The 16,053-nt window shown below is 60.1% G+C and carries 14 protein-coding genes and 1 other RNA gene; 12 read left to right on the top strand and 3 right to left on the bottom strand.

Going from position 1 to position 16,053, the window contains the following annotated elements; translation table 11 throughout:
- Positions 1-170: 170 nt before the first annotated feature.
- From HQN82_RS08330 to HQN82_RS08320, 3 genes are all read right to left on the bottom strand, one after another.
- Positions 171-1,250 carry a lytic transglycosylase domain-containing protein gene (locus HQN82_RS08330; RefSeq protein WP_137069276.1) on the bottom strand — a complete coding sequence of 360 codons (1,080 nt, stop codon included), beginning with the start codon at positions 1,248-1,250 and terminating at the stop codon, positions 171-173.
- A gap of 123 nt (positions 1,251-1,373) precedes the next feature.
- The gene (locus HQN82_RS08325; protein WP_022556608.1) at positions 1,374-2,009 is read right to left on the bottom strand and encodes a LysE family translocator; all 636 of its coding nucleotides are present in this window, start codon (positions 2,007-2,009) and stop codon (positions 1,374-1,376) included.
- 52 nt (positions 2,010-2,061) lie between these two features.
- Positions 2,062-3,273 (bottom strand): pyrophosphate--fructose-6-phosphate 1-phosphotransferase, encoded by a 1,212-nt coding sequence (locus tag HQN82_RS08320; RefSeq protein ID WP_112766677.1) that lies wholly within the window; start codon positions 3,271-3,273, stop codon positions 2,062-2,064.
- Between the two features lie 328 nt (positions 3,274-3,601).
- Here HQN82_RS08320 and HQN82_RS08315 point away from each other — a divergent pair, with 328 nt between their 5' ends.
- The 12 genes from HQN82_RS08315 to HQN82_RS08260 all read left to right on the top strand — a co-directional run bounded on the left by HQN82_RS08315 (position 3,602) and on the right by HQN82_RS08260 (position 16,031).
- On the top strand, positions 3,602-4,342 hold the full coding sequence (locus HQN82_RS08315; RefSeq protein WP_034498855.1) for a J domain-containing protein: 741 nt from the start codon (positions 3,602-3,604) through the stop codon (positions 4,340-4,342).
- Positions 4,339-5,118: an N-acetylmuramoyl-L-alanine amidase gene (locus tag HQN82_RS08310; RefSeq protein ID WP_072494644.1), complete on the top strand. Its 780-nt coding sequence runs from the start codon at positions 4,339-4,341 to the stop codon at positions 5,116-5,118. Before HQN82_RS08315 ends, HQN82_RS08310 begins: the two co-directional genes overlap by 4 nt.
- A gap of 248 nt (positions 5,119-5,366) precedes the next feature.
- The gene (locus tag HQN82_RS08305) at positions 5,367-5,906 is read left to right on the top strand and encodes a lytic transglycosylase domain-containing protein (protein ID WP_004442810.1); all 540 of its coding nucleotides are present in this window, start codon (positions 5,367-5,369) and stop codon (positions 5,904-5,906) included.
- A gap of 88 nt (positions 5,907-5,994) precedes the next feature.
- Positions 5,995-7,182, top strand: a complete 1,188-nt coding sequence (locus HQN82_RS08300; RefSeq protein WP_112766572.1) for an FAD-dependent oxidoreductase — start codon at positions 5,995-5,997, stop codon at positions 7,180-7,182.
- Between the two features lie 60 nt (positions 7,183-7,242).
- A complete protein-coding gene (locus tag HQN82_RS08295; protein WP_173614747.1) occupies positions 7,243-8,433 on the top strand; it encodes an NAD(P)/FAD-dependent oxidoreductase in 1,191 nt (396 codons plus the stop codon).
- 56 nt (positions 8,434-8,489) lie between these two features.
- An RNA gene (gene rnpB, locus HQN82_RS08290) (RNase P RNA component class A) lies at positions 8,490-8,891 on the top strand.
- A gap of 401 nt (positions 8,892-9,292) precedes the next feature.
- A complete protein-coding gene (gene mraZ, locus HQN82_RS08285) occupies positions 9,293-9,733 on the top strand; it encodes a division/cell wall cluster transcriptional repressor MraZ (protein WP_022556602.1) in 441 nt (146 codons plus the stop codon).
- A gap of 14 nt (positions 9,734-9,747) precedes the next feature.
- Entirely contained in the window at positions 9,748-10,773 is a 1,026-nt protein-coding gene (rsmH, locus tag HQN82_RS08280; RefSeq protein ID WP_022556601.1) for a 16S rRNA (cytosine(1402)-N(4))-methyltransferase RsmH, read from the top strand.
- 1 nt (position 10,774) lies between these two features.
- Positions 10,775-11,332 carry a cell division protein FtsL gene (gene ftsL / locus HQN82_RS08275; protein WP_004442805.1) on the top strand — a complete coding sequence of 186 codons (558 nt, stop codon included), beginning with the start codon at positions 10,775-10,777 and terminating at the stop codon, positions 11,330-11,332.
- Positions 11,332-13,074, top strand: a complete 1,743-nt coding sequence (locus HQN82_RS08270; RefSeq protein ID WP_112766570.1) for a peptidoglycan D,D-transpeptidase FtsI family protein — start codon at positions 11,332-11,334, stop codon at positions 13,072-13,074. Before ftsL ends, HQN82_RS08270 begins: the two co-directional genes overlap by 1 nt.
- Positions 13,075-13,131: 57 nt before the next feature.
- Positions 13,132-14,601 carry a UDP-N-acetylmuramoyl-L-alanyl-D-glutamate--2,6-diaminopimelate ligase gene (locus HQN82_RS08265; protein ID WP_108081445.1) on the top strand — a complete coding sequence of 490 codons (1,470 nt, stop codon included), beginning with the start codon at positions 13,132-13,134 and terminating at the stop codon, positions 14,599-14,601.
- Positions 14,598-16,031, top strand: a complete 1,434-nt coding sequence (locus HQN82_RS08260; protein ID WP_004442800.1) for a UDP-N-acetylmuramoylalanyl-D-glutamyl-2,6-diaminopimelate--D-alanyl-D-alanine ligase — start codon at positions 14,598-14,600, stop codon at positions 16,029-16,031. The genes HQN82_RS08265 and HQN82_RS08260 overlap by 4 nt, the downstream gene beginning before the upstream one ends.
- Positions 16,032-16,053: the final 22 nt, after the last annotated feature.

Below are 16,053 nucleotides of genomic sequence, written 5' to 3'. Positions count from 1 at the left end.
CAACTGGCGCCGCTACGGATACGTCGCCTCGGGCTCGTCCCGAGGATCTGCACGTCCTGATATTTGCGAGGTTTTCAAATCCTTGGGACAAAACCAGGGATGGCGAAAGGAAAATGCCCGACGCTCAAGGACAAACGGCTGCACCGCGCTCAGAGCGACGCCAGAGGCGATCACTTGCGCAGAACGTGCAGCATGCCCTTGCGTTTTGCATCGTAATAATAACCGCGCGCGTAAAGCCTGACGGCGTTGTCGCGGTCGTTGCCCGCCACCACCCATGCGCCGCGTAAATATTTGACGGCGTATTTGAGATTGGTTTCGGCGTCGAACAGGCCCGAGGCGGGGCCATCGAAGCCCATGGAGCGTGCCGTAGCGTGCCTGATCTGCATCAGGCCGAAGTTACCGCTGTTATAGGCGCCGGGATTATACCGGCTTTCGCGCTGCACCACGCGATGAACCAAGTCTTCCGGTACATCATACATGCTGGCGTATTTGGAAATCAGCCCGCTCAGTTTTTCGCGTCCGGCAGGTGGCGTATTAAGCGGCGCAGTCATCGCTTCATTCTGCCGGATGGCGGCAAGGGCGGCGTTGGTCGGCCCGGCGGCATAGGCGAGAACGGTGCTGTCCGGCTTGGGCAGCGGAATGACTTTGCGTTCGGCCGTCAGTTCGGTGCCGATGGAGGGTGAGCCGGGCGGCGGCGGTGCCGGCGGGAAGCTGCCCTTGACGGCAACCACCTGCGGCAGATCGGCCGCGGCATTATGGGAGGCAGGTTTGGCCGCCGCAGCCGCCGTTTCGATGGCTGCCGCCGCGGGAGCGGCGCTTGCCGGTGCGAGTGCTGCGGCCGCGGTGGGTGCAGATGCCGCCACGGCGGCTTGGGCGACCTCCGTCTGCTGCGGCTGCATCTGGGCAGTGATCGCAGCGGCGGCAGCTATTTCGGAAGCCGGCGGCAGCGCCACGCGTCCGCCCTTGACGGCGACGGCTGTGGGAAGTGCTGCTGCCTGAGAAGAGGCTGCGGTTTCGGCGGTCTGAACCGATGCAGCTGTCGGGGTTGCTGCTGCGGCCTCGGTCGCTGCCGGCTGCGCGGATGTCGACGCAGGAGTGGTCGCGGGGTTGACCGTTGCTATTTTAGGGCCGTTTGGCCCATCCTTTGCGGTATATTCGACGCTGGTGCATGCGCTCAATGCCAGTGCCAGACCCACGGTGGAAGACAGAAGAAGTGTCCTTCTTCCGCGGAATTTGCCCGAATTTCGCATGTTGCCGCCTTCGTTATGCCTGTCTTTCGATACCCCCGCGTCGAGCGAAGCAGGCAGTGTCCCGTCGAGCTTCATTAACCTATTGTAAGGAAAGCGGCAAGCCGGGAGGCGACTTGCAGTGTTTCAGGCCGCGATGCGCCTGTATCCGGCGCTGACCGCGCGGCCCGAAATGAAGTGCGTGCGGTACTTCTGGCGGATTTTCTTGTCGCCAGACATGCGCCGCACCAGTGCCAGAGTCGATTCGGGAAACAGCCCCTGCACGATGAGAATGGCCAGAGCCAGAAGCAGGACTGCGGCCTGCGCCACGGCAAACGTCTCTACCGCATTGCCGGTGGTGGAGATGAATTGCGGCAACAGCGCCAGGAAGAAGGTGAAATAGCGCGGTCTCAGGGCGGCGGTTGCGTAACAATCGCGGAACGTTCCGCTCCCGGACTTGCCAGCCAGATTGTCATTATCGGCATTGGCCGCCTGGGCGGCGGGAGTGGCGAAAGTCCACAGGAAAAACAGCATCAGCCAACCGAGCCCGGCCCATTGCACGATTTCCACGAAAGACTGCGGCATATAGGCAAAGCCGGCCACAGGAATGGCTGAAATCGTCATGGCGGTTACGATACCGAGAGCGCCGCCGCTGACGGAAGCCAAAAGCGTCTTTTTGCCACGGATGGCGGCATAAGAGGCGACAGAAAATACAAGGGGAGAGGGGAGTGCGAACACCACGGCACATGCTGCGCAGAAAATCAGCCAGGCCTGTCCAGACATTCTCTTCCTCCTTGCCCTCCCTGTCGCCGTCTTATTTTAGCCTACCGTAAAATCAGGCCGCTGTGAACGGCTGACCGACATGTTCCATCACTTCGGTAAACCATTTGGCAGAGAGGTCGAAATGCTTTCCGCCCTTGATACGCGGAAATTCGATGGTCCGCAATTTGCCATTCTGGTCTTCGTCGTGGCCGGTGACACCGGAGACCTTGTTGAGTGCGCTTTCCACGGCGAGATCGACCATGCCCTGGATGAGGCGCAGATCGTCGCCATTGGCGGGGGCAGAGCGGGCGAAATAGCCTGATTTCTGCACCATGGAGCGTTCTGCGCCGATGAGGCTGGCAAACTGCTTCTGGAACCAGCCGCCGACATTGATCGTGTCGATCTTCACATGGCCGAAGGCATCGCGCTTTACCGCTTCGCCGGAAGCCTCGCGTTCAGCGACGATGGAATCGAGGCCGGCACCTTCGGAGACGAACAGCGTGACGTAGCCGTGTCTGTCCATGATTTCCTTCAGGCGCTCGGCTTCCGCTTCGATGTCGAAGGCCATTTCCGGCAGGTAGATGCCGTCGATGTTCTTCATCTGCGTGTTCATCATCAGGCCTTCGACATATTCGTTGCCGTTGGTCTTCTGGATATAGGCACGGGCGGTGGCCGCCGTCAGCCAGCCGCAATGGCGGCCCATGACTTCGTGGATAACGAAGGTTTTGGGGGCTGCGCTCTGCTCGTTGCTGACATTGTCGAAGAAGGACGCGCCGACTTCGGCGGCCGTCCAGGCGCCAAGCGACTGCTTGATCGGAACCACGTCATTGTCCACCGTCTTCGGCAGACCGACGACGGTGAGGTCGTAGCCGTTGGCGCCGAGATAGGCGGCGAGGTCCGCTGCGGTCGTATTGGTGTCGTCACCGCCGATGGTATGAAGAATGGTGACGCCGTCAGCCGCCAGCCGCTCGGCAGCGACACGAAGCGGATTATCGCCTTCCTTGACGAGGCCGCGCTTGGCGCAATCGGCGGCGTTGGTAAGCTTGACGCGGCTGTTGCCGATCGGCGAGCCGCCGTAACGATGCAGCAGATGCGCCTTTTCCCGCATGTCTTTGCTGATTTCGATGCGATCACCCAGAAGCACGCCCTGATAACCGGAGCGATAAGCGATGATGTCGATCTCAGGCGCTATATCGCTGTATCGTTCGATCAGGCCGCCCACGGTCGAAGAGAGACAGGGCGCAAGGCCACCCGCGGTCAGCATTGCGACTTTCTGTTTGGCCATCATGGCTCTCCTTTTGCGTATACTCAAACACATGTCTGGACATGTCTGGCAAATGGATGCGACAGCCGCGTGTAGGTGTAAAGTGAAATTATCAAGAAAAACGCCGATTTCTCGCGCTTTTTCAGCGGCTTGACCTGACCGGGCAAATATAATCGTTTCAATAGGCCCATTGCGGACACGGGCCCAGTGCCCTGTGGAAAACTCGGAGTTCCGTTCACCCCGCTATCTTGTTCCTGAAGCAAAACTGTCGCAAAGATGAATAAAAGTTAATGCCGCTTACCCGCTGTGGATATTGCATTCGCGGCAATATCCCGTCATGCTTGCGGTCATGATGTTCGATTTCGCCTGTTTGCAAATTTCATCCCTGTGGGAACGGCTGCTCGGCGCAATCGGCGACGCGGCAGGCAACGCGCTTGGTCGCGTGGTGGAAGCCATCCGCACCCTGTTCGAAGGTGATCCGGAAACGCGCCGCAAGGTCTCTTTTTCCGTGGCCATTATCGCGCTTTCCGCCAAGATGGCGAAGGCCGACGGCATCGTCAACGATGCCGAGGTGCGGGCCTTCAGGCAGATTTTCGATTTTCCGGAAGAAGAAGCCAAAAACGTTGCCCGTCTTTATAACCTCGCACGTCAGGACGTTGCGGGTTACGAAGCCTATGCGGAGCGGCTGGCCGGTCTTTGCGGTTCCGGTCACGATAATTGCGAGATGCTGGAAAGCGTCATCGACGGCCTTTTTCATATCGCCAAGGCGGATGGCCTGATCCACGAGCGTGAGCTCGCCTTCCTCGGCCGTATCGCGGAAATCTTCCATATCACCGAAGATCATTTCGAAACGATCATGGCGCGGCATGTGCATATGGATGGGCGCGATCCCTACCGCGTGCTCGGTGTTTCGCCGTCCGACGACTTCCTGGATATCCGCAAGCGTTACCGTTCGCTGGTGGCGGAGCATCATCCCGACAAGCTCATCGCCCGTGGCGTTCCCATGGAATTGCATGCGGCTGCGAATGAGCGTATGGCGGCTCTCAACGCCGCCTATGCGGCCATCGAGAAAGAACGCCGCGTCGCATGAGTGAATGTCTGCCGGATTTTACCCCGGATTTCGGGGGCGCAACTGTTGCGCCTTCGCCTAATCACGGCGAGAGGATCGGCGTGCCCGGTCCCGATATCATTCTTCTTCATTATACCGGCATGACTACAGCCGATGGCGCTCTGTCGTGGCTCTGCAATCCCGAAAGCCAGGTATCGAGCCACTACTTTGTTTTCGAAGACGGGCGCATCGTCCAGCTTGTGCCGGAAACCCGCCGTGCATGGCACGCGGGAAAAAGCTCCTGGGCCGGGGACGAGGACATCAACTCCCGCTCCATCGGCATCGAAATCGCCAATCAGGGTCATCCCGGCGGGCTGCCGGAATTCCCCATGGAGCAGGTGGAAGCCGTCATCGAATTATGTCGCGATTGCGGCCAGCGGTGGCATATCGCCCCTGAAAGGGTGCTTGCCCACTCGGACGTGGCGCCGATCCGCAAGGTCGATCCGGGCGAAAAATTCCCGTGGGACATCCTGTCGCAGCACGGTGTCGGCCATTGGGTTGAACCCGCGCCAATCCGCGGCGGGCGTTTTTTCCAGCGCGGCGACCATGGCCAGCCCGTCGAAGCGCTGCAGTCGATGCTGTCCATCTATGGTTACGGCGTTGAAATAACGGGCAATTATTGTGAAAAAACCGAGGGCGCCGTGGCGGCGTTCCAGAGGCATTTCCGGCCCGCACTGGTGGATGGCATTGCGGATTTTTCCACCATTGACACCCTGCACCGGCTGATCGCCAACCTGCCGAAATTTTCGGTCGCCTGAACGCAGTTTCTGGAAAACGAATCCCGGTTTGCCGCGCTCCGCAAGTCGCTTTTTTTGGGTTGCCACAGTTAATCCGCATTGAGGAAGTTTAAGAACAGCACTGTATGCGGTGACGTTCTTCAGGGGAACCTGCCGTCAATATCAATCAAGGAGACCGGACAGCGGAGAGTCGCGATCGACTTTCCGGGTGTTGACTAATTGTGCCGATTCACTGTTCCGGTCCTCCGATCTGGAGACTTTTTCTACATATGAACAGGGTTGTTGTTGCTGTCGTAGTGGGTATTGCTGTACTCGCTTCGCAGGCGGGGATTGCTTTTGCCAAAGATGAAGACGTGAAGACCAAAACCGTGACGCTGGAGAATTTCTTCCGCAAGCCCGGTTATCCCATGCCAGAAAAGAGCCTGCCTTCTTCGCTCAGGAACGATTATTCCGATCTGATCGTCAAATATGCCAAGCGTTATGGCGTTCCCACCAATCTGGCGCATGCCGTGGTTTCGGTTGAAAGCAAGTTCAACCCCAAGGCTCGTGGCAGCGCCGGCGAAGTCGGGCTGATGCAGATCAAGCCGGCGACGGCGCGGATGATGGGCTATCGCGGCACGACCAAGGCGCTGTACGATCCCGAGACCAACATTCGCTGGGGCATGCAATATCTGGCGACGGCGCATCAGTTGGGCGGCGGTCAGGTTTGCAGCACGATCCTGCGGTACAATGCCGGCCATGGCGCTACCCGCATGAACCCGGTCTCCAAGCGTTATTGCGGCAAGGTGCAGGCGCTGCTGGCCGGCTGAGGCCTCCATCGTCTGAGAAATTGCGAAAAGCGATTCCGCTTCCACCCGGCATGCTGTAGTCAGAAGCAAAGCTGATACGGAGCATGACATGCCGGATTTCAAATATATCGTCGTCGGGGCCGGGATGATGGGAGCGGCTGCGGCGCGGCATCTCTCAGTGCAAACGGATGGCGTGGTGCTGATCGGCCCGGGTGAACCCGCCGATCCCAAGACCCATAAAGGCGTGTTCTCAAGCCATTACGACGAGGCGCGCATCACTCGCGGGTTTGACGGCGATCCCGTCTGGGCGGAACTGGCGCAACGTTCCATCCACCGTTATGACGAGATCGAGGCTAAGAGCGGCATCCGCTTTTTCACCGAAGCGGGCTGCCTGTTCACCGGCAACGGCAAGGGTCTTGCCGGTGATTATGTCTCGCGCGCCCTTTCCTCGGCCGACCGTCTAGGCCTTGGCGTAGAGACGCTGGGCCATGATGTGCTTGCCGACCGGTTCCCGATGTTCTCCCTGCCAGCCGATCACGGCGGTTATTTCGAGGCGCGGAATGCCGGTCACGTCAATCCACGCGCCCTGGTGAAAGCGCAGTGCGCCATCGCGGAAGCGCAGGGCGCACGGTTGCTGCGCGAGACGGTGGCGCATATTCGCGATACCTCCCGCGGCGTTGAGGTTTCGACCCGCGAAGGGGCCATCCACACCGCCGAAAAGGTCATCGTAGCCGCCGGCGGTTTTACCAACATGGCAGAACTTCTTCCATCGTCGGTCGATATGGCGGCAACGGGCCGAACCATCGTGTTTTTCGAGTTGGATGAGGCAAGGCAGGCCCTGTTTGGAGCGATGCCATCCACCATCGTCCTCGCGGAAACCGAGGACGACATCGTCTACATCCTGCCGCCGGTGCGTTATCCCGACGGCAAGGTCTATCTGAAGATCGGCGGCGAGAGCGAGAAGGGCAGGCTGGAAACGCTGGCTGACGCGGTTGGCTGGTTCCATTCGGACGGCACGCCTGAGGAGGTGGAGTTTTTGAAGAAGCGGGCGCTATCACTGATGCCGGAGCTTGCCGGCTGCCCCGTGACCTCCGGCTCTTGTGTCGCCTCCATCACCCGCAGCGGCTATCCCTACATCGGCTATACGCAATCTTCCAACATCGCGGTTCTGACCGGCGGCAATTTCGTTTCCGCCAAATCTTCGGACGAAATCGGACGGCTGGGAGCCGTGCTGCTTTTGAACGGTCAGCTGGCAGAGGATGAGTTCGCCGCCGAAATGGCCCCGGTTTTCGTCTGACATTTTCGGGCGAAGCGGCTAAAAGGTTTCGACGGAAGTGAGCGGGTAAAGAGGGGCGGCATGTCGGGACATTTCAAATATATCGTCGTGGGCCGCGGCATGATGGGTGCCGCCGCCGCCCGTCATCTGGCCGAAACAGTGGATGGCGTCGCGCTGATCGGTCCCGGTGAACCTGCCGACATCAAATCGCATCAGGGTGTGTTCGCCAGCCATTATGACGAGGCGCGGATTACCCGCACCATCGATGGCGATGCCGACTGGGCGTTGCTCGCTAACCGTTCCATTGCACGTTATGGCGATATTGCGACACGCAGCGGTGTCGAGTTTTACGCGCCGGTCGGCTGCCTGATGGTTGGACCTGAGCGGGGCGGCGCCAATCCCTTTGTCGATGATGTTCTGAAGGCGGCTGCTCGGCTCGGGGTTTCCACGGAACTCCTGGATGACCAGAGCCTGAAAAGCCGCTTTCCCTATTTCTCCTTCGAACAGAGCTGCGAAGGCGTCTTCGAGAGGGATAATGCCGGTTACGTCAATCCCCGCGCGCTGGTGAAAGCACAGACCATACTGGCGGAAAAGGCGGGTGTTACGCTGATCGACGATATCGTTGTTTCCACGCGGGAAGAAAGTGGCCGGGCATCGGTTCATACGGCATCAGGTGCGGTTTACACCGCAGACCGGGTGTTGGTGGCGGCCGGCGGCTTCTCGATTACCAAAGATCTGTTGCCCCAGCCGGTAGCGCTGGATGTCTATGCCCGCACCGTTGCTTTCTTTGAAATAGATGAGGGTGATCTGGATCAATATGCCGGCATGCCGTCGCTGATCTACGAGCCGCGCGATACGACAAAACATATCTATCTTCTGCCGCCGGTCCGCTATCCCGATGGCAAATTCTACCTGAAGATTGGCGGCGATCCCGATGACAAGCGGCTCGGCAGTGATCCGGAAATCCGGGAATGGTTCCGTTCCGGCGGACGTGAAAGCGTGCGGGATCATCTCGCTGACATCGTCGGAACGCTGGTGCCTGCCATCGATCTCTCGCGTGTCTCGATGGCCGCCTGTGTCGTCTCCAAAACCGGCAGCGGTTATCCCGCCATTGGTTTCACAGCCTCGCCGCGCAGCGCCGTTCTGACCGGTGGTAACGGCACGGCGGCCAAGAGCTCCGATGAGATCGGACGGCTTGGCGCGTTGCTGCTACGAGACGGAGAAATCGCCGACGGTGCTTTCTCGACGGATTTCAAACCCGCATTTCTTTAATCTTGGCCGTCGCTTTTCGGTGGCTTTCGCTGCGGAACATGGTTATGCAGCCCATGCCAGTTGGCCGGGCAGCCGCGCTTTACCAATGTCGAAAGACGGTAAGGTGAGGAAAGTCCGGGCTCCACGGAAATACGGTGCCGGATAACGTCCGGCGGGGGCGACCCCAGGGAAAGTGCCACAGAGAGCAAACCGCCATGCATCGCATGGTAAGGGTGAAAGGGTGGGGTAAGAGCCCACCGCGCTTCTGGTAACAGCGGCGGCAAGGTAAACCCCACCGGGAGCAAGACCGAATAGGGATGACACGGGGCGGGCGAAAGCCCGTTCACAGCCGGTTTCCGGGCCCGTCATCCGGGTGGGTTGCGCGAGGCGGCATGCAAATGCCGTCCCAGATGAATGGCTGCCACGTTCCGGGTCAAACCGGGGCCATACAGAACCCGGCTTACAGGCCAACTGGCGAATTTCCTCTTAGGCTTCGAGGGCGGAAATTTTGGCGGGATGAAGACATCCTGTTGTTTCATAAAAGAAAATAGATTTTTCCATGATGCATTTTTGCGTCGTGAAAGCGGGTTGCTGCGCGCAAAGTAAACCATTCGTTAAACTTAACGGCTTATGAATTTCCGATGCGAAGGCGGTATCGTGCCGGCTTCATCCCATTGACGCCCATAGTGTCCCATGGTATCCCAAATGCACACCACATTGGGTCGTGTTTTTGACCCGCAATCGCTGAAACGAGTGAGGAGCCTGCAAGGGGCTGCTGCAGGGCATGTCGCCCTGGCGCTTGGCGATGTGTCGTGCGTACCGGTGTCGGCTGCGGGGCGGATGAATCGCTTTGCGGCATGCGGTTTTGGCGAGTTGAGTAATGGACCGCTTTTTATCGAACGTGACGAACAGGATCGACGCCAAGGGGCGCGTTTCGGTTCCGTCTCCGTTTCGTTCGGTGCTGGCCAAGCGCGGCATTCAGGAGCTTTATTGTCTCCAGGATTTTGCGTTTCCGGCAATCAGTGTCGGCGGTCCGGATCTGCTGGAGCGCTACGAGCGGCAGATTGCGTCCATGGATGCCTTCTCGCCGGAAGCGAACGCAATGTCGCTGCTGGTTCACGGCGGCGGTGTTTTCATGAAGCTCGACCAGGAAGGTCGATTGATGGTGACGGATTTTGTGCGGGAATTCACCGGCATCACTACCGAGGTCACCTTCGTCGGACGAGCGGATCATTTTCAGCTTTGGCAACCGGATGCGTTTTTGGCGGCGCAGGCGGAAGCAAGAGCGGGGCGCGGTTTTTCGGCTGCTCGCCCCGCCTAGGACGGGGACACTCAATGGCGGCGAATTCTGGCGGACGATCTTCTGATGCCGATGGCGGACCTCAGCGCCATATCCCCGTGCTGCTTCGTGAAGTCATCAGCGCGCTTGAACCCGCCCCCGGCAAAATTATTCTGGATGGCACTTTCGGCGCCGGCGGCTATACCCAGGCCATTCTCGATCGCGGCGCAAATGTCATCGCACTAGACCGCGATCCAACGGCGATCTCCGGCGGTCAGGCAATGGTCGCAGCCAATGGCGGCCGGCTTTCACTCATCCAGTCGCAATTTTCCGATCTCGCGAAACATGCGCCCGAGGGCGGCCTTGATGGCGTCGTTCTCGATATCGGCGTATCCTCCATGCAGATCGACGAGGCCGAGCGCGGTTTTTCCTTCCAGAAGAACGGCCCGCTCGACATGCGCATGTCCGCTTCCGGCGTTTCGGCAGCCGATGTCGTCAACCGCGCCAAGGTTGGTGATCTCATCCGCATCTTCGGTTTTCTCGGGGAAGAAAAGCAGCCGGGTCGCATTGCCCGCGCTATCGAGAAGAGGAGAGCGGAAGAGCCTTTCCGCACCACCCGCGATCTGGCGGGCCTGATCGAGATCGTCACGCCACGGAAAGCCAAGGACAAGATTCATCCGGCAACGCGGGTGTTCCAGGCGCTGCGTGTTTTCGTCAATGATGAGCTGGGTGAGCTGGCGCAGGCATTGTTTGCCGCCGAGCAGGTTCTGAAGCCCGGCGGTCGGCTGGTCGTCGTCACCTTCCATTCGCTGGAAGACCGTATCGTCAAGAAATTCTTCTCCGACCGTTCGGGCAAGGCAGCCGGTTCCCGGCATCTGCCGATGGTGGAGGACAAGCCCTCCATTTTCGAGAATATCGGGAAGCCGATGATTGCTGCCAGCGACGAGGAGGCGGAGCTTAATCCGCGGGCCCGTTCGGCCAAGCTCCGCGCTGGCCTGCGCACCACGGCACCGGCGCGCGCTGCGGATTTCTCGATATTCGAGCTTCCCGATCTCGCCAGCCTTGAAAAGATGGGAGGCTGATATGCTGCGCACTTTCGATGTCATCTTGATGGGGGTCATGGTCGCTGCGGCGGTCGTGACCTATTCGATCAAGCACAAGGCCGATCTCAAGCTTGAGGAGGTCCGCAAGCTGGAGGCGGAAATCAAGCTTGAGAAGGATACAATCGATCTCCTGCGCGCTGACTGGGCGCTGCTGACGCAGCCGAACCGTCTGCACCGTCTCGTCAATGCCTATCAAACGGAACTCGGTCTTTCGCCGACACTGCCGACGCAACTGGCGCAGCCGCGCGAGCTGCCGATGCTGCGTTCGCAATTGCCGCAGCCTCCCGAGCCTGAAGGCATGAGCGTCGAGGATGTCATCGCCGCTGCCGTCAATGGCTCCAAACCCGGCGCGACGCTGGGTGGCGCTTCCAAGCCAAAATCACCGCCGGCAGGCCAGATTGCCGTCAACGGCGTGCCGGTGCCTACGCCGCGTGCCCGTGTTTCTCGCCCGGCACCGGCACCCGTGCCCGTTGCCTCCGCCACCGCCGGTGATGAAACCGACATGGACGACACGATAACAGGATCGGTGAACCGCTGATGTCTTTTCTCTCCCGCGCCATGGTTTTGAAGAGCAAGGCTCACTTTTCCGCCAGCACGACCGGCATCCACACCGATCATGCGGCGTTTGAAGGCGCGCGCAAGAAGCGCGCGGCGCAGGCGAAAAGCCGCGTCGGCCTTCTCATTTTTGGTTTTGTCGCCTTTTACGCCGTCGTCGGCGGCCGTCTGGTGCAATATGGCATGGCAGAGCAGGAGACGGTGTCGAGTATCGCGCCAGCCGACAGGCTGATGGCGTCGCGCCCTGATCTTCTCGACCGTAACGGCGAGGTGCTGGCCACCGATATCCGCACCGTCTCGCTGTTTGCCGAGCCCCATCGTATCGTCGATATTGACGAGGCCATCGAAAAGCTGCGCACCGTCCTGCCGGATCTCGACCAGCGCACGACCTATCAGAAGCTCTCCTCCAATTCGCGGTTCCAGTGGCTGCGCCGCCAGTTGACGCCGAAGCAGCAGAGCCAGATTCTCGCGCTCGGCATTCCCGGCATCGGCTTCCGTCCGGAAAAACGCCGCTTCTATCCCGGCGGGCCGACCGCAGCGCATGTCGTCGGTCACGTTAATATCGACAACCGCGGTGTTGCCGGCATGGAGCGTTACGTCGACAGCCAGGGTCTTGCCGATCTCACGGCGCTCGGCATGACGAGCGATCAGCCGCTCGAGCCTGTGAAGCTTTCCATCGACCTGCGCGTGCAGTCCATCGTGCGCGAAGTCGTGACTTCGGCCATCACCAAGTTCCAGGCGATCGGCGCCGGTGCCGTGGTTCTGGATGTGCATACCGGCGAAGTGCTGGCCATGGCCTCGGTGCCGGATTACGATCCGAACAACCCGGCCGAAGGCGCGAAAGAAGGCTGGCTCAACCGCATGTCGAACGGCACGTTCGAAATGGGCTCCACCTTCAAATCCTTCACCATTGCCATGGGTCTTGATTCGGGCCGCGTCCGCCTCGGTGATATGTTCGACGCGCGTTACCCGATCCGCATCGGCGGCTTCACCATCAAAGACTTCCACGGCAAGGGCCGCATGCTCTCAGTGCCGGAAATCTTCCAGTTTTCGTCCAATATCGGTACGGCCAAGATTGCCGATACCGTTGGCACCGAAGGGCACAAGGAATTCCTGACGCGGCTTGGTCTTCTCACCCGCATGCAGACCGAACTGCCTGAAGTGGCGCTGCCTTCGCAGCCGCGTGAGTGGAAGAAGATCAACTCCATCACCATCTCCTTCGGCCACGGCGTTTCAACCACACCGCTGCAGACGGCGGTTGCCGGTGCGGCACTCGTCAATGGCGGCAAACTCATCGAGCCGACCTTCCTGCCGCGCACCCGTGAACAGGCGGATCAGGTGGCAAAGCAGGTGCTGAAACCCAGCGCCAGCAAGGATATGCGCTTCCTCTTCGAATGGAACGGCGTCAACGGTTCAGGCCGAAATGCGCGCGTCGATGGGTTCAACGTCGGCGGCAAGACCGGCACGGCCGATAAGGTCGTCAACGGCCGTTATGTGCACGACAAGAACTTCAACGCCTTCCTGTCGGCTTTCCCGATGGATGATCCGCAATATGTGGTGCTGTCCTTCATCGATGAACCGAAGACCGACAAGGGCAATGGCGCGGCACTCGCCGGCACGTCCGCAGCACCCATGGTGCACGATATCATCAGCCGCACGGCGGCGGTGCTGGGTGTGAAGCCGAAGTTCGGCAAGGATGGCTCGGCCTTGCTCGTGTCTTATTGATTGTTAGCTTATGATGTTCCGGCGATTCGTGCCGGGGGGACAAGACGGAAACAGTCGATGAATTTGCGAGATATATCCGGAAATGCGTTTCCGGAATTGAAAGAATTGCTCCTGTCTGAGATCGGGGCGATCGAAATCGGGGGGATCACCGCAGACAGCCGCAAGGCTGCGCCGGGCAGCCTGTTCGTTGCGGTTTCTGGCACCAAGGCTGATGGTGCGACCTATGTAAAGGATGCGGTTGCCAAGGGTGCCGTTGCCGTTGTTTCCGGGCACGCGGTGGAAGCCGAAGTGCCGGTTCTGGTCGTGACCGACCCACGCCTTTATCTCTCCCTTGCCGCCTCCCGCTTTTACGGAAAACAACCGGAAACCATGGTCGCCGTCACTGGCACCGCGGGAAAGACCTCGGTTGCCTCCTTCGTGCGGCAGATCTGGGCTTTCGCCGGCCATGCCGCAGCCCAGATCGGCACAACCGGTGTCATCGCTCCCGGCCGGGAGGATTATGGCGCGCTGACGACGCCCGATCCGGTGACGCTGCATGCGCTTCTGGCCGAGCTTGCGAGCGAGGGCGTCACCCACGCGGCGATGGAAGCTTCCAGCCACGGTCTTGACCAGCGCCGCCTCGATGGCGTGCACCTTTCTGCCGCCGGCTTTACCAATCTTGGCCGCGACCATATGGATTATCATCCGACCGTCGAGGATTACATGGCCGCGAAGATGCGGCTTTTCGATACGCTGATGGAAAAAGGCGCTCCCGCCGTGATCTTCGCCGACGATCCTTGGTCGGACAAGGCGGTTCATGCGGCGCGCGAAGCGGGTCTCGATGTCCGCACCGTCGGACGGAACGGGCAATATCTCGCTTTGAAGCGCGTTGAGCATTTCCGCCACAAGCAGATGATCGAAGTGCATCATGACGGCGTCATCCACGAAGTCGATATCCCGCTCGCGGGTGATTTCCAGGTGGCCAATGCGCTTGTTGCCGCCGGTCTTGCCATGTCGACGGGTGTTCCCGCCGCAACGGCGCTCAAGGCGCTCGAAAAGCTTGTCGGCGCTGCCGGCCGTCTCGAATTAGTGGGACAAACGAAAAACGGCGCGCTTGCCTATGTGGATTACGCCCATAAGCCCGATGCGCTGGAAAACGTGCTGACCTCGGTCCGGCCCTTCACCTCCGGCCGCATCATCACCGTTTTCGGCTGCGGCGGCGACCGCGACAAGGGCAAACGCCCGATCATGGGCGAGGTCGCGACCCGTCTTTCCGACATCGTCATCGTCACGGACGACAATCCGCGCTCCGAAGACGCGGCGACGATCCGCTCCGAGGTGATGGCGGCGGCGCCCGGCGCTCTGGAAATTGGCGACAGGTCCGAGGCGATCCGCCATGCGGTATCGATGCTGTCGCATGGCGATACGCTGATCGTCGCGGGCAAAGGGCATGAAGAAGGGCAGATCGTTGGCTCCGTGACACTGCCTTTTTCCGATCATGAACAGGTGCGCACTGCACTGGCAGCGCTGGAAGGATCGAAAATTTGAGCTGGTTATGGACAGTCGCCGATATGATCGCCATCACCGCAGGACGCCCGGTGGGCAATCTGCCGACAGGAATCACCGGCATTTCCATCGATAGCCGGACGGTGAAGCCGGGCGAAGCTTTCTTCGCCATCAAGGGTGATCGTGTCGACGGTCACGACTATACGAGTTTCGCGGTTGCCAACGGGGCAGGACTTCTGGTCGTTGCTGAAGCCAAGCTACCAGCGCTCGGCCGCCTGACGGTGCCGATGATCGTGGTCGAAGATGTTCTTGCAGCCCTTGGCAAGCTTGCCATCGCGGCGCGTCAAAGAACATCGGCGCGCATCATCGCGGTGACGGGCTCGGTCGGCAAGACGACGACGAAGGAAATGCTACGGCAGGCGCTCGCGCCATCGGGCCGGGTGCATGCGGCGGTGGCTTCCTTCAACAACCATTGGGGTGTGCCGCTGACGCTGGCCCGCATGCCCGCCGATACTGAATTCGGCGTGTTCGAAATAGGCATGAACCATTCCGGCGAAATCCGGCCTTTGGTGAAGATGGTCCGCCCGCATGTGGCGATCATTACCACCATCGCGCCCGCCCATCTCGGCAACTTCAACAACATCGAAGAGATCGCCGCCGCAAAGGCGGAGATTTTCGAGGGCGTGGAGCAGGGCGGTTCCGTCATCCTCAATCGTGACAATGCCCAGTTCGAGCAGCTTGAAGAGGCGGCGCAGGAGCAGGGCATCGAACACATCCTGACCTTCGGTCAGCATGCCAAGGCGGATTTCCGCCTCGCGGATTTCGAGAGCACGACGACTGGCTCGACGATCTGGGCGATCCTGAACGGCGAAACCAGCGAGCTGCATCTCAACATTCCGGGCCGGCACATTGCGGACAATGCGATGGCGGTGCTCGGCGCCGTGGCGATCACGGGCGCCAATCTCGACCGCGCTTTCGAAGCGCTGGGATCGCTTGAGGCGGTGAAGGGGCGTGGCCAGCGCCACCATCTGCAGATCAACGGCGGCTCCTTCCTTCTGATCGATGAAAGCTACAACGCCAATCCTGCCTCCATGCGGGCGTCGATCGCGGTGCTGGCGGAAACGCCGACGCAGGGCCATGGCCGTCGCGTTGCCGTCCTCGGCGACATGCTGGAGATGGGCGAATTTTCGGCACAACTGCATGAGGAATTGGCCGGGCCATTGCTTGCGGCGGGTATCGAACATGTGTGGCTGGCAGGCGAGGCGATGGCCGCTTTGCGGGACGCGCTGCCTGACAGCGTCACCGTCATCTGGTTCCCGACGACGGCGGAACTCACCGATTTCGCCCTGCAATGGGTGCAACCGGGAGACGCGCTGATGGTAAAATCGTCACTTGGGCTTGGTTTCGGCAAGATTGTCGCCGCCCTGCTTGACAAGTATCCGGCATTCCCCGAGACGGAACGCCAAGTCTGAAATAGCCTTTTGAAAGGGCAAT

Source organism: Agrobacterium pusense (genome assembly GCF_013285525.1).
Taxonomy (GTDB): domain Bacteria; phylum Pseudomonadota; class Alphaproteobacteria; order Rhizobiales; family Rhizobiaceae; genus Agrobacterium; species Agrobacterium pusense.
Note: the sequence above shows the minus strand (reverse complement) of the source record. Positions and strands in the feature narration are given on the sequence as shown.